Below are 14645 nucleotides of genomic sequence, written 5' to 3'. Positions count from 1 at the left end.
TAAAATACACTAAAATGAAAAATTTATATATAAAATCAGCAATGGCATTAGCCATAATATTCACCTTCAGTGCTTGTGAAACCGAATCTAACTTTGAAGATTCTGAGCCTACAATATCTTATATAGCAGTATCAAATCCAGATTTCAGCACTTTAGAAGCTGCAGCTGTTTACGGAGGTGTTGCTGGAGCTTTAAGCAATAAAAACCCTAACGATCCTGCTGGAAACTATACTGTTTTTGCGCCAAATAATGATGCTTTCGCCCGTCTGGGTCTGAACGAAGAAACTCTTGGAGTGCTTCAACAATCCTTTTTAACAAATACACTTTTATATCATGTTTCCAATGGAAATACTATGGGTAGTTCTTTTACCGATGGTTTTTCTTTCACATCTGCGATAGGTTTGGATAGACGAATTATAACCAGAGGTGGAGACATCTTTATTAATGGGTCAAAAATATTGGCGACAGATATTAATGCAAGCAACGGGACAGTCCATGTTATTGATAAAGTGATGATAGCAACTGGAGGCGATATTGTACAGTCTGCATTGGCATTAAACAACGCACAGGTTTTTAAACAACCCGAGTTAACCTTTCTTGTGGAAGCCGTTGTTTATGCCGAATTAGTTGACGCATTAACAGCTTCAGAAGGAAGCCCTTCGTTTATGGTGTTTGCACCAACAGACCAAGCTTTCAAAGATTTAGGAACGGCTTTAGGATTAACTTTCACACAACCTTCAGATATTAGACAACTGCCGAAAGAAGTTGTGGCTACCGTATTATTGAATCACGTTGTGGCAAATGGCGGAAAATTTACCAGCGAACTTAATGCTGGTACAATAACTCCACTTGGAGGTGATCCACTAACACTGGGAGCATATACTAACGGAACCCTAACTGTAACCGGAATAGGTAATGGCGGTCAAGCAGCAAATATGGTAATTCCAGACGTGCAAGCAACCAACGGTATCATTCATGTAATTGATACTGTATTATTGCCGAATCTATAGTTGTTTATTTTTTTGTTAATTAGCAACAGCATCTTGAGTTCCCACTAAATGGTGCTGTTTTTTTATGAAGATGTTTTATTCTGGTTGAAGAAAATAATCTGTTTTAAGTTTTGAATTGATTTCTATACTTCGGAAAAGAAGGGACTTCTTTAGCCATTTGACCTTAATTAATAGATAGGTTTCAATATAACTCACCAAGCCCTTTTGAGTTGAAGAAGTAAGGCCAATAGATTTCACTCAAGGGTAGATTTTAATGCGATTGCGAATTTCAGAAAAACTTGTATCAATTTATTCGCTGGTAGATATTACAAACCTGACAGGTTTTTAAAACCTGTCAGGTTTAATCTGCTTTCAGTTGTTGAAGACTGCTTAGTTATTTACGTAATTCATCAAATCAACGTCGTTTCCAAGTAGAATTTCGTTGCTGTTGATACGTTTTTCTCTTGGTCCATTTTCAAGTTTCAATACCCCACGCGGGCAAACTGCTGAACATATACCGCAGCCAACGCAGCTGGAACGTACAATATTTTCTCCTTTTTGGGCGTAAGCGCGCACGTCGATACCCATCTCGCAATGAGTAGAACAGTTACCACATGAAATACATTGTCCGCCGTTAGTAGTTATTCTAAATTTTGAAAAAAGCCGTTGTTGAAATCCTAAAATTGCAGCCATTGGGCAACCCATACGACACCAAACACGACTCCCTAAAATAGGGTAGAAGCCAACGCCAATTACGCCACTAAATACAGCGCCAATAATAAAACCGTACGACCGACGAAGGGTTTCAGCTTCAAAAAGAAACAAGGTTTTTCCCGTGCTGTAGTGCAATGCAATTAAAGCCATAATAATTACGAAATAAGCTATTGAACCTATTCGCGCATCTTTTTTTAATTCTTGTCTTTTAAATATCCAAACGCCCGCAAATACTAGCGTTAAGAGTGCAACCACTCCTATTAATAACGCATCTTTTGTTAACCAATACTTAGAGCTGTCGTCTCCCAAATAGGAGTGTACAACGGCTGTAGTCATTAAAACCACAAATACTAATACGCTGTGTATTACCCAGCGTTCTACTTTCCAAGCTATTTGGCGTTTATCGCTTAAATGGCGAAAAGGATCGCCAGCAGTTTCGGCCAATCCACCGCAACCACAAACCCATGAACAATACCAGCGTTTACCGTATTTGTACGTTAAAATAGGTGTGATAATGAAAATAGATGCTAGACCAAAAATTAGCAATCCTAAGCCAATATCGCCTGCAGAAATAAAGTCGTCTATTCGGTATTGTTCAAAATTGTAATAGTTAAGTGGCCAGATATTTTTTAAGTCGTAATACGGAAGTGAAAAGGTATCGGTATTCAATCGCTGCATTAATTCAGGGATTAAAAAGGCAAAACCAAGTTGAAAAAACATTACAGAAAAGGTTCGCAGTTTTTCGTAATTGTTGTTGCGATATTTTAGAATAAATTTCACGCCAAAACCCAATATTGCTAGTGTATAAAGCGTTCCATATAAAAACCATTGGCTTGCGGGGCCACCGTTCAGAAATTTGCTTAACGGATCAAAAAGTGCAACAAGGCCTGTGTTATCGCCGTCCTGCACCAAGCCTAAATATTGCGGAAACCAATACAGAAGCACATAAAAAAGTGAGAGCAAAATAGCTACAATCCAAGCCCAAAACCCTTTAGATGTAAGCGATTTAAAATAAATACCGTCGTTTTTAATTCCTTCGTGTTTATTAGCGTAGGCTGCAATTGCAAACCAAACGATCCCAATTCCCATCATTCCCAAAGAAGCGCTTAGCCACAAAGTTTTGTTTGGGAAATTAAAGTTTAGCAGTGCCAATAAAAGGATTGCGAGGCCCAAAATACCAATGGCAGATGAAATCTTCTGTTGGGTATTAATGGTTTTTGGCGGCTCGCCGGTTAGCGACATATTTCTTTGAACGGTGCTCATATATTTGGATGTTTTTATTTTCGTTCTTAAACCTCAAAGGTCTCAAAGACCTTTGAGGTTTTTTTGAATCTATTCTAAATAGTAATTTTGTTCTTCAATAATACATTTCCTCAATTCATGAGAGAACATAAAATTTGCGTTATCCTCAAACAAACTTATTACAAATGCTCTTTCTAATAATGTATGTTTATTTGATATTAATCCAATAAATGAAGAGTGTTTATAATCTTTGAAATCTTCACAAAACCCGTGATGTACAGGATTCAAATGAATATAGACTATTAATTTTCTAAGGTAATCTTCGCTAGTGATTCTTATTCTTTTAAATTTATATTGGAACAGACTACCACTCCTTTCATATTTCTTATTAATTGCTTTTGCATAAGCATTAAATAAATTTGAAAAACCTTGCGTTATTTTTTTGTCGGCTACATTTTTAGTATTTATCAATAAATGAAAATGATTTTTTAGCAAACAATAACAGAGTACATTGGCCACTGGTATAATATGTTTTTTAAAAAGTTCAAGGAAATACTTGTAGTTCTGGTCATCTATGAAAATATCTTCGCCGTTGTTTCCACGGTTATATATGTGGTAATACTGTTCTGCGATGATAGGTTCGTATTTCATAATATCTCAATATCCAAACCTCAAAGGTCTCAAAGACCTTTGAGGTTTTTACAATGTTTCCTTTTCGGTTAATAATGCATATTTTTCCATAATTTCCTTTTCATACCTTTTAAAAAATTCAGGATCAAAATTGGCCTGTTTTAGGTTTTGGATTACATAATCCACACTTCTTTTTTCATTAAGCCATTGGTCAAAAACCTCCTGTTTCATTCGTATTCCAAAGGTGTTTATTCCTAAAAACTCATTGGAGTTTTTATTATATGAAATTGTTACGCAGCGCAAATCGCTTTTGCATCTCCAGTGAAATTGCGCCTCGTAATCTTTTTGTCTTTCTTCAGAAAATACCCAACCGTAAGTTTGATATTCAATGTCGAAAAACTTGGCGCTATTAAACCAGTTTCCAGGTTTATATTCAAAAGGATTTCCGCAAATGGTTTGTGCAAGTGCTTCGCCCATCATTCGGCCGGTGTACCAAACGGCTTCTACTGGCGCACGATTGCCGATGGGCTCGCGCTGTTGTGCACAATCGCCAATGGCATAAACGTCTTCAATATTGGTCTCTAGTTTTCTATTCACCAGAATACCGCGATTCGTTTCTATTTTTGAGTTTTTAAGAAAGGAGATATTTGGCTTTACGCCAGTGGTTATTCCCACTACGCAACAGGGTATTTCTTCGCCGTCTTTGGTTATAATAGATTTCACGTTTCCGTTGGCATCGCCTAAAATTTTGTCGAGTTCAGATTTATGACGCAGATCTACTCCGTGAGAAAGTATGTGTTTTGAAAGCATTTCGGCTTCACCGTTTGGCAAGACATTAGTCCAAAAAGCGTGTTCGCGGACCAGCATGGTAACTTCAATATCTCGAGTGCGAAGCATTTCGGCCATTTCAATGCCAATCAATCCACCGCCAATAATTACAGCTCGCGGACACTCTTTATTATTGGGTGCATTTTTTTCGAGTTTTTCCAAATCTTGTTTAGAAATCAAACCTTGAACACCGTTTAATTCCAAGCCTTCCCAGCCAAAAGTATTTGTTACAGAGCCAGTGGCAATTATAAGTTTATCGTAAGTAAGGGAGCCACCTTCTTTAAAATGAAGGATTTTATTATTCGTATCAACCGTTTCAACGTAGGCTTTTTTAAGTTCCAAGCGGTTCTTTTCCCAAAACCAATGTTCGTAAGGTTCAATATCGCGCCAGCGCATGTGGCCCATATAAACATACATAAGAGCGGTACGAGAGAAAAAATGATCTGTTTCGGCAGAAATTATGGTGATTCTTTTATCGGAAAGTTTCCGGATGTGTCGCGCCGCAGTAATACCCGCGATTCCGTTGCCTATTATAACGATGTGCTCCATAATTGTTTGGTTGTAGATTTCTTCAGTCGTTTATAAATTTACACAATTACAAGGGTAGCGGATTTAAAAATGGCATTAATGTTTCGCCAAAATCTAAATTAAAGCCCTAATTTCATCACTTATAATTTTTGAAATGACAAAACGCCGCAGTTTCTTAGCCTACATTTTTCTTTTTTCGTTGATAATAGCATGTGCTCAGAAAAAGGAATCGCCTAAAAAAACTTTGCTGAAACCTGAAACAGTAACAAAGATTAACGGCGTTAGTTTTGTAGCTTCTCGAGATTCTATTGAGCAGGAAAATATTATTCCTCTAAAGGAAATTCATGCAAACTATGCCGCTGTGATGCCTTTCGGGTTCATTAAAAATCTGGAGCACCCAGAGATTACTTACAATCAGGAAAGACAGTGGTTTGGTGAAACGCAGCAAGGTGCTAGCCAATATATAAAACTGCTTCACAAGAATGAAATTAAGGTAATGATGAAACCTCAAATTTGGGTTTGGAAGGGTGAATTTACAGGTTTATTACAAATGGCTTCGGAAGAAGATTGGCTCGAATTAGAACAAGCTTATAGCGCGTTTATTCTTGATTTTGCAAAAGTTGCTGAAACTGAAAAGGTAGAAATATTCTGCATTGGCACCGAACTTGAAAAATTTATAGAACATAGGCCGGAGTATTGGCGAGCGTTGATTGCTGAAGTAAAGAAAGTTTATAAAGGAAAACTAACCTATGCGGCCAATTGGGACGAATACAAACGTGTGCCTTTTTGGGATGCGCTGGATTATATTGGCGTGGATGCCTATTTTCCAGTTTCTGAAAGTAAAACGCCCAATGTTGAAGAAGTAAAATCTGGCTGGGAACGATGGAAAACCGAATTAAAAGCTGTTTCTGAAAAAGAAAACAAAAAAATTCTCTTTGCGGAATACGGCTATCGAAGTGTTGATTTTAGTGGCAAAGAACCATGGCGAAGCGATCGAGAAATGACATCGGTAAATCTAGAGGCGCAGTCCAATGCGTTGGAAGGCTTATACCAAGCGTTGGGGGACGAAGAGTGGTTTGCGGGCGGATTCCTTTGGAAATGGTTTATTACCCACGATAGAGTGGGAGGAATTGAAAACAATCAATTTACTCCGCAAAACAAACCCGCCCAGGCAGTAGTTCAGAAATATTTCAGAATGAAGGCAGAACAATAAAATTCCTGCTATCTATTCTTTTTCATTTCTTCCAAATAATCTTTAGCAATTGCAGTTTTTTGAGTTTCTGAAAATACCTTTCCAGCCAATTGAAAAAAGGTGTGTTCTTCATCATCTAAGTGATGTTTAACTTTTTCACACAACTGTTTTGCGTAAACCAACCAAGCTGGCGAATCCATATCTGTTTCATCTACTTTTTCCATTAATTCGTCCATTTCGTGATGTTCAGCAATACCGTGGCGGGCGTGTTCCTGCATCATGTCATTATGAATTAAAGGCGAATAAAAGGTGCGTTCCTCCGCATCGGCATGAATTTGTAATTCGTGCTTCAACTTTTCCCACAGCTCTTTTCTTTCTTTTGAATCTCCCGAAGTGGATGTAACTAAACGGCAGAGTTCGCGTTGTTTGTCGTGGTCTTTTCTAATGGCTTCAAAAATGTTCATAACGTTATGTTTTAGAGAATTTTATCTACAATATCTAAAAAAAATATGAAAAATAGCGAATTTGAAAAAGAGTTATTTTTCAATTATTTGAAACTGTAATTCTTATTCGGAAAGATTGGATGCGCCGTTTTGCTTAATATTTTCTAGATAATATTGGTGAAGTTCATTAGCATTTGCGCCGCATAAACGCTTCGCATAAATTGCCCAAAAATGATACTGCAAATTCCAAACCCCTTTTTGATGATACAAGCGTGCAGAGGTGGTGAGCCAACGCGGAATAACAGTAAATTTCTTTCGTTTGTAGAGTTCGTTGATTAAAATATTATCTTCATAAATAATGTAGGTTTCATCAAAACCACCAATTTCGTTGAAAAGCTGCTTAGTAATAAACTGGCTCTGATCCCCACCGCGGCAAGCTCTCCAATTAAATTGAGTGAACCATCCCGCAAGTTTGAGCAACCAGTGATTACTGTCAAACTTCATTTTAAAACAACCTGCAGGATTTCCTTTTTCAACTTCAGAAATAATGTATTTGTCAAAATCTTGAGGGGGTAAAGAATCGGCGTGTAAAAAGTAAAGTATCTCGCTTGAAGCTTGGCGAGCACCTGCGTTCATTTGTTTGGCGCGTCCTTTTTCAGAAGAATATAAATGTATAGGAAAATAATTAATCGGTTCTGCCGTCTTTTCTATAAAGTCTGTAATTATTGCCACAGTACCATCGGAACTGCCGCCATCTACAAAAATTAATTCGGCCCGATATTTACCTGATAGATTTTCTGGTAATTTCTGGAGTAAACCGCTAATTATTGCGGCCTCATTTAAAACAGGGATGATGATGGATATCATTCTCAGTTAGCTGGTTACGAGTAATAAGTTAAGAATTTTAAAGCTGAATTCAATTATTTACAGACTGAATATTGCAAACTTATTTCTGCTCGTTTAAATTCCAGTTGTATGTTTTATAAGATAAAGTTGCACTTGGATTAATTTTAGTGCTTGAAAATTGATTTATATAACCAATTACATTCTGCTCACCATTTACAGTAAAGTCTTTTTGGTACCAATCAAAAATTGAGGATAGCTTTACATTACTAGCAGAAATTTCGTTTTCATTACTATTGATGAAATTTTTGGTGGCGCGATCTAATTGTTCATTGATTTTGCCTGCGGTATATGCTTCGTTAATAAGTTTTGGGCAGGAAATGGATGCGCAATTTATGGCGAAGTGAATTCTTGGTTCGTTCATTTTCCGAAGGATTCCATTTTCAATTCCGCCTAGCGAAAGCTGTTTGTCACCAATAGCCACGCGACCTTTAGTCCAATTGCCATCAATGTCTTTTATGCTTTTAACAGGATAGTTTTCGGCAATTAATTTTACCGTAGCCGCATTGTATATATTAATGTAATACGCAAGTAATTCCTGAACGCTCCAATCGTTAGTTGGGTTTTGTTCGGAAAGCATTTTTAGATACGCATCCAGCTTAGCACTATCGTTCTTAAAGCCTTTGTAATCTACCAAACCTTCGCTATTTACATACTTTTTAAGAAGTTTGTCCCATTGTGAATGATCTACATTTATTGCAGAATTCGCGGTTGTTGAGGTAAGGTTTGAATTCACTTCTTTTGTTGGTTGCCCATGGCTACTAAAACCAGCGGCGGAAATTAAATTGCAACTTTGTAAAGAAAGTGCAACAAATAATATAGTGGCAAGATTGAACAGGGTTTTCATTTTAGTTTGATTATATATTTTGAAATACTTACGAAGATTTTCGCTCTTTGGTTTTGACGGGATAAAGCGTCTGACTTACAAAATCTTCTGGAAATTTTTCATCACCATCAAAGCCCAGCTCAATGTCTCTGCCGTCGTGGGGGATGTGACTAGTCCTGAAAAGGTAGTCCCAAATACTTAAACTTATTCCGAAGTTAACACCGTATTGTGCGTGTTTTGGCAAAACTTTGGCGTGGTGCCAGATGTGCATTTTTGGATTGTTGAAGAGATATTTTAAAAAGCCATAATCCCACCCCAAATTAGCGTGATTTAAATGTCCGATGGCTAAGGCTGAAAAGTGAACTATTGCTACAGATTCTACATTAAAACCACCAATTATGGCAAGGGGAATGTAAAGTATAGATTTGTAAACAATCGGCTCCATCCAATGATAACGAAGGTGTGCGGCGAAAGCCATTTCTTTTACAGAATGATGCAACTTGTGAAAATTCCAAAGAAAAGGTGAGTAGTGAAGTAATCGGTGGGTATTCCACTGCACAAAATCGGTTACCAAAAAGAAAATTAAAAGTCCGAGGCCGTATGGCAGGGCATCCAAATCTACAAGTTGAAAACTTGCAAGCTTCAAACCTACAAACGCGAGCAAGTCATTAAACAACTCTGCGGTTGCATTTGAAAGGAAAATAAGTACGATTAAATTCAACAGAAAAAAGTTGAAGAACATATAAAATGTATCTAACCAGAAATCTTTTCTAAATACTTTTTGGTTTTTGCGCCAAGGGAATAACAACTCCAAACCCCAAACCACCAAAGAAACCAATATTAATCCATAGAAATAGTTTTCCCAATGAAAGCTGGTGATTTCTGTCCACAGATAATTAAAATATCCCAGATATGAATCTTTGAAGATGGTAATGTATTTTTCCATAAATGAATTAAGGTAGTCGCATTTTCACCGAATAATTACAACACAATTTCGAAAAACTTAAACAACAATCCACTAATTAATGCCGCTAGTGGTAGGGTGAGTACCCACGAGATTACAATTTTATAAATTACATTTGGGTTCGCTTTTTTAGTTACTGTGCCAATCCCAAAAATTGATCCTACTGAAACGTGTGTGGTTGAAACCGGCATACCATGAATACTTGCTGTAGTAACTAAAATACCGGTAACCATATTTGCCGTGAAACCTTGACCAGAATTCATTGGTGTAATTTTTTTACTCATAGTTTCTCCCACCTTTTTAGCGTTTAGAAGACCACCCAGAGCCATGGTGATTGCTATTGCGATCATTCCCCAATGTAGTTCCAAGGCGCTTATAATAATTAATAAACCTACAATTTTAGGAGTATCGTTTAGCCCTCTAGCGAAGCTTACAACACCAGAACTTATAAAATGCATTGTGTCCAAAATTTTTTGAGAAGTAATTCCTAAAATTTTGCCGTCGTAGACTTCAGCACAACCTATTTTGCAAGTGGTTATTTCTATTTCGGAATATGCATCCATATTTAATTCTGAATTGGCAAGTTGTGAAACCGTTTGTTTTTCTGAAACACAAATACAACTCTTTTTAGATATTCCCAGTTTTTTACGCGTATTCCTAAAAAGGAGATACATAACATAACTTAAAACTGCCGCCATCAACGGACTTAATATAAGAGGAATTAAAAACGCATTGCCTAATTTTTCAAAATTGAAATCGGTTCCAATAGCCATAAATCCAGCTCCAAAAAGTGCGCCTACTAAAGCGTGTGTAGTAGAAATAGGCATCCCAATTTTTGTAGCGAGAAAAACGGTTAATGCCGCTCCCAAGGCAATTGAAATTGCAAATATTGGATTCTGAATTAAACTATCTGGAACTAATCCTTTACCTGAAAAATTCTTCACTAAGGTTTCTGCCAAAAAAATAGCTGCAACAGAACCCGCAAAAGTTGTTACGGTGGCCCAGGATATTGCTTTTCTGTAATTCGTGGTACCACTTCCAAAAAGCGTTGCAACCCCTTTAAAATTATCGTTGGCCCCATTGCTATATGCTAAAAAACAGGCGGCAATAAAAAGGATTACTAAAATCATTTATTGAATTATTGGGTTAGTATCGTATTACATACGAACTTTTTGTTTACTCAGTTTTAAAATAATTTTTTCTCGCTGTTTTAACAGCATCCACCACCGTCATAATGAAAGGTAGATTCGCTAATAAATATATCGTCACGACCTAAACTAGCTATTGCTGCAGCAGTTTTATCGCAAATTGCCAAGGGTTGATTTTTAAGTAGAATGTGACCTTTTTTATCATCAAAATAATCATCGGTTCCATAAAAAATAGCCGCTTTTCCTGTGAAAATACACGGGCCATCTTCGGGCATTGGGTCTTTAATTGCAGCAACTTCAATAGATTCAATATAAATCAACTCTTCGGTTGGATAGTTTTTAGGATCGAGGATGCGGTATGGTTTGCGCGCCCGGATTTCAATAGTTCCAAAGCCAACATCTGTTAGTGCTTTTATGTATTCAGCAATTGGAAGGCTTCCGCTAAGGCATAACGCGCGAAGACGAGCATCGTCACGAAGGGTTTGATTCATCTGCTGCTCGCAAGTAGGATCGCTCATCACCAAACGTCCGTGTGGTTTTAAAACGCGGTACATTTCTTCTATTGCCTTTTTTAAATCTTCAGCTTTAAAAATATTGAAAAGGCAGTTTTGTGCGGCAACATCAATACTGTTATCATCCACTGGAAGATTTAAAGCATCACCTTTTTTTAAGTCTACAAATTCACTTTTAAACCAAGGGTTTACTTTTTCGGCCTCTTTGAAATTTTTTCGGGAAGCTTCTAGCATTTCATCTACCGTATCTACGCCAATAACGCCGCTTTCAGTTCTGTTGAAATACGAAAACTGAAGTAGCTCCATGCCGCCACCAACGCCAACATATAACATTTTCGGGCTATTAGTAAGATCGCGAGCGTTAACGGTACTTCCGCAGCCGTAATTCATTTCTTGCATAATCTTCGGAATTTTAAGTCCCGGAAGCTCCCAAATTGGATTTGTTGTACAACAAAGTCCAACGTCTGGAGTAAGTGCGGCTTGTTTGTAAACGTCGTTAGTAGTATCTAGATAGCTCATAATAATTTTTTATAGTTGTTTAATCAATTCGGTAAATAAAATAATCATATCGGGTTCTGCTTTGGCTGCCATTGCGATTATTTCTTCAATATTAACGGGTTTAAGATTGTTTGGATCACATTCATCCGTAAGTATGGAAACTGCCGAAACTGGCAATCCTAAGTGATTGGCAACAATAACTTCGGGCACTGTGCTCATTCCAACGGCATCGGCGCCAATAATTTTAAGGTATTTATATTCGGCACGGGTTTCAAGCTGTGGGCCTACAACACTAGCGTAAACTCCTTTATGAAGTTTTATGTTTTTTTCTGAAGCAATCTGCTCCAATTTTTGATTCATTTCGGTATTGTATGGGGCACTCATATCTACAAATCGTTCGCCCATTTTTTCAACGCCACGGAAGGCTAGGGGAGAATCGCCTTGCAAATTAATGTGGTCATCAATTAGCATTATTTCACCTTTTTTGAAGCTGAGGTTTATAGCTCCTGAAGCATTGCTAACTAGTAAATGCTTAATTCCCAAAAGATGCATTACGCGCACGGGGAAAGTAACATCGCGAAGTGAATATCCTTCATACACGTGAAAACGCCCTTGCATTATCACTACTTTTTTGCCTTCAAGCGTGCCGTAAATCAACTTTCCTTTGTGAAACTCAACTGTTGCCGTCGGAAAATTTGGAATGTGGTTGTAGCTTACTTCAGCTTCAATTTCTACATTTTCAATTATTTTTCCGAGGCCAGTGCCGAGAATGATTCCCACTTCAGGTTTTTCAAATCCTCTTTGCTGAAGATAGGCTGCTGCCTCTTCTATATATTTTGTAATGCTCATAATTTTATAAAAAGTTTTTGTCTAAATAAGGCGGTAAAAACTGTTGAAATACATCAACATCTTTAATATCTGCAAAATAATCTACATCATTTCGTTCTTGTAATAAAACTATATTTTCCTGCTTTAGATCATTAAGTGTGTCTTCCAAAACGGTGTCGGTGCCCCAGTTTTTATTTTGAAATATTTCAGAATTAAGTTCCGACATGCCCAACAAATAGTAACCACCATCGGTTGCTGGGCCTATTACCATTTCATTTTGCTGTAAGGTTTCAAATGCTGTTTCGATATCTTTTTGTTGCAAATCGTAAATATCGCTTCCCACTATCATTACTTTATCGTAACCTATTTCGAAGATTTCTGAAAAAGCGTTTTTCATCTTTTCACCCAAATCATCTCCAGATTGTAGTTTTTTTCTGAAAATCTCCGGATCCCAAATATCATCGCGATGGATGTTTTCAGAATAGAAAACATATTTGTCTATTTTCAAATTTTTAGTGATTTCCACCGTATGTTTTTGTAGAAATTTATAAATTTTCAAGGCACTTTCATCTCCCACAGATTTTGCCAATCGGGTTTTTACTTTTCCAAGTTCAGGATTTCGGGTAAAAATAATTAGTGCTTTTTTTGATGTAGGGAAATGAAAATCCTTTGCCATTTCATTATCGCTACTTGTATCTTTTGAAGTTAGTAATGCCATTTTTCAGTATTCAGTATTCAGTATTCAGTAATCGGGTGAGTTGAAAATTTAATAAATAGGTTTTCCGGCTTGCAAATATTTGCTCCAATGCTTAGAAAAGGCGTGTACTTTTTCGGTTTCTATGCCGGTGGTATCGATTACGGGGTAGCCTTTATTTTTCCACTCAAAGATGCCGCCGTAGAGATTTTTCACATTTGTAAAACCTGCTTTTCTTAATTTATCTCCAATTGTTTCAGAACGAATTCCCACCGAGCAGTAAACAATAATTTTTGCATTCTTATTTATCTTCTGAAGTTTTTCATTTTCGGAAGAGAATTCATTGTAACCAACATTTATTGCAGATTTAAGATGACTTACATTAAATTCTTCCGGCTCGCGAGTGTCGAGAATTACTACCGTATCGTTCATTTGATACATTCGCAATTCGTTCACTGAAAGATACGGAATACTGCGGGTGTTGTAGTGTAGGAGAAGTTCGTCTATAGTTTTTTGACCCGCGGCATAATTGGCGAACAAGACAAGAAATAGTAGGGATATGGTTATTTTCATAAAATTAGTTAGACCTAACAAGTTGTAAAAATAGTTAGGTCTTATAGTTATTCTGCAACGGCGCCTTGGCAACTACTACCAGCTCCAGCGGTGCAACCGTAACAGTGTTGCGAAATGATTATTTTTCGGTCGTTAAGGATATCTTCATTATATTCTGAAATATGTTGGATTTTACTCGCCACTTTCAGTTCTAACATTTGGTTAAAATCGCAATCGTACAAATATCCGTCCCAACTTATAGAAATGGTATTGCGGCACATTACATTTTTAACCGCCGCGGGATTATACGCTTCTACTAAAGAATACATATAATCTTCATAATTTTCTGATGCAATTAAATAATCTAAAAACCGTGAAACAGGAAGATTTGTAATCGCAAAAAGACTGTGAAAATGAATCCCAAAATCTTCCAACAAACCTTTTTTAAATTCCTTTTCCATGCTAGCCTGATCGCCAGGTAAAAAGGCGCCGCTTGGGTTATAAACTAAATCTAAACGCAGGTCGCTGTCAGGCATTCCGTAGCCAACTGCATTTAACTCTTGCAATGCTGTTATAGATAAATCAAAAACGCCCTCGCCTCTTTGTTTATCGGTTTTGCCACGAGTCCAGTGAGGCATGCTGCTCACGACATGAACGTTGTGTTTTTTGAAGAATTGGGGCAGATCGTAATACTTTTTGTTAGCGCGAATAATCGTTAAATTACTACGCACAATAAAATCCTGAATCCCCGCTTTGCTTGCTTCTTCAACAAACCAGTGAAAATCTGGGTTCATTTCTGGTGCGCCACCAGTTAGGTCTAAAGTATGTGCGCCTGTGTGTCTAATTACTTCCAAACATTGCTCCATGGTCTCGCGCGTCATAATTTCTTTACGGTCGGGACCAGCATCAACGTGGCAGTGTTCGCAAACCTGATTACACATATAGCCCACGTTAATTTGAAGAATTTCAAGTTTATTGGGGCGTAATGGAAACTGATCTGTTTCTTTTATTTTTTCTGAAAAAGTAGGTAGCTCACCGTTAGCAAAAATACCGTTAGACAGTTTTTCTAGCTGCTTGTTTGCTACGGCGAATTCACTATCACGTTTGTGAAGGGATTGTTGCATTTTCTTTTTTTCTTTCAGCATAAATATTTT

Annotated in this window: 15 protein-coding genes; 2 read left to right on the top strand and 13 right to left on the bottom strand. The window is 37.3% G+C overall.

From position 1 onward, the window contains the following. The first annotated feature begins 14 nt into the window (after positions 1-14). Entirely contained in the window at positions 15-1010 is a 996-nt protein-coding gene (locus AC3RVG_RS13920; protein WP_489692082.1) for a fasciclin domain-containing protein, read from the top strand. Positions 1011-1379: 369 nt separating this feature from the next. Here AC3RVG_RS13920 and AC3RVG_RS13915 read toward each other — a convergent pair whose 3' ends face one another. From AC3RVG_RS13915 to AC3RVG_RS13905, 3 genes are all read right to left on the bottom strand, one after another. Then, complete coding sequence (locus AC3RVG_RS13915) at positions 1380-2966, bottom strand: 4Fe-4S binding protein (RefSeq protein WP_489692081.1); 1587 nt, start codon at positions 2964-2966, stop codon at positions 1380-1382. Positions 2967-3035: 69 nt separating this feature from the next. After that, positions 3036-3596, bottom strand: coding sequence for a transposase (locus AC3RVG_RS13910; RefSeq protein WP_489692080.1), 561 nt, complete (start codon positions 3594-3596; stop codon positions 3036-3038). A 48-nt stretch (positions 3597-3644) separates the two neighbouring features. Next, positions 3645-4952, bottom strand: a complete 1308-nt coding sequence (locus AC3RVG_RS13905; protein WP_489692079.1) for an NAD(P)/FAD-dependent oxidoreductase — start codon at positions 4950-4952, stop codon at positions 3645-3647. A gap of 133 nt (positions 4953-5085) precedes the next feature. Between AC3RVG_RS13905 and AC3RVG_RS13900 the strand changes: the two genes are divergently transcribed. Beyond that, positions 5086-6144, top strand: a complete 1059-nt coding sequence (locus AC3RVG_RS13900; protein WP_489692078.1) for a glycoside hydrolase family 113 — start codon at positions 5086-5088, stop codon at positions 6142-6144. Positions 6145-6152: 8 nt separating this feature from the next. Here AC3RVG_RS13900 and AC3RVG_RS13895 read toward each other — a convergent pair whose 3' ends face one another. The 10 genes from AC3RVG_RS13895 to arsS form a co-directional block, all read right to left on the bottom strand. Next, positions 6153-6587 (bottom strand): hemerythrin domain-containing protein, encoded by a 435-nt coding sequence (locus tag AC3RVG_RS13895; protein ID WP_489692077.1) that lies wholly within the window; start codon positions 6585-6587, stop codon positions 6153-6155. Positions 6588-6689: 102 nt separating this feature from the next. Beyond that, on the bottom strand, positions 6690-7433 hold the full coding sequence (locus AC3RVG_RS13890; RefSeq protein ID WP_489692076.1) for a TIGR04283 family arsenosugar biosynthesis glycosyltransferase: 744 nt from the start codon (positions 7431-7433) through the stop codon (positions 6690-6692). Between the two features lie 79 nt (positions 7434-7512). Continuing rightward, positions 7513-8316, bottom strand: a complete 804-nt coding sequence (locus AC3RVG_RS13885) for a DUF547 domain-containing protein (protein WP_489692075.1) — start codon at positions 8314-8316, stop codon at positions 7513-7515. Positions 8317-8344: 28 nt separating this feature from the next. Further along, positions 8345-9241 carry a sterol desaturase family protein gene (locus AC3RVG_RS13880; RefSeq protein ID WP_489692074.1) on the bottom strand — a complete coding sequence of 299 codons (897 nt, stop codon included), beginning with the start codon at positions 9239-9241 and terminating at the stop codon, positions 8345-8347. A gap of 35 nt (positions 9242-9276) precedes the next feature. Beyond that, positions 9277-10389 (bottom strand): inorganic phosphate transporter, encoded by a 1113-nt coding sequence (locus tag AC3RVG_RS13875; protein WP_489692073.1) that lies wholly within the window; start codon positions 10387-10389, stop codon positions 9277-9279. A gap of 80 nt (positions 10390-10469) precedes the next feature. Continuing rightward, complete coding sequence (arsM, locus tag AC3RVG_RS13870) at positions 10470-11438, bottom strand: arsenosugar biosynthesis arsenite methyltransferase ArsM (RefSeq protein WP_489692072.1); 969 nt, start codon at positions 11436-11438, stop codon at positions 10470-10472. Between the two features lie 9 nt (positions 11439-11447). Then, complete coding sequence (locus tag AC3RVG_RS13865; RefSeq protein ID WP_489692071.1) at positions 11448-12266, bottom strand: purine-nucleoside phosphorylase; 819 nt, start codon at positions 12264-12266, stop codon at positions 11448-11450. A gap of 4 nt (positions 12267-12270) precedes the next feature. Continuing rightward, positions 12271-12963, bottom strand: a complete 693-nt coding sequence (locus AC3RVG_RS13860; protein ID WP_489692070.1) for a TIGR04282 family arsenosugar biosynthesis glycosyltransferase — start codon at positions 12961-12963, stop codon at positions 12271-12273. Between the two features lie 48 nt (positions 12964-13011). After that, positions 13012-13512, bottom strand: coding sequence for a rhodanese-like domain-containing protein (locus AC3RVG_RS13855; RefSeq protein WP_489692069.1), 501 nt, complete (start codon positions 13510-13512; stop codon positions 13012-13014). 47 nt (positions 13513-13559) lie between these two features. Further along, positions 13560-14636, bottom strand: a complete 1077-nt coding sequence (arsS, locus tag AC3RVG_RS13850; protein WP_489692068.1) for an arsenosugar biosynthesis radical SAM (seleno)protein ArsS — start codon at positions 14634-14636, stop codon at positions 13560-13562. Positions 14637-14645 lie beyond the last annotated feature (9 nt).

The organism is Aequorivita sp. IT1282, assembly GCF_058068205.1.
This window is presented reverse-complemented; position numbering and strand designations above follow the sequence as displayed.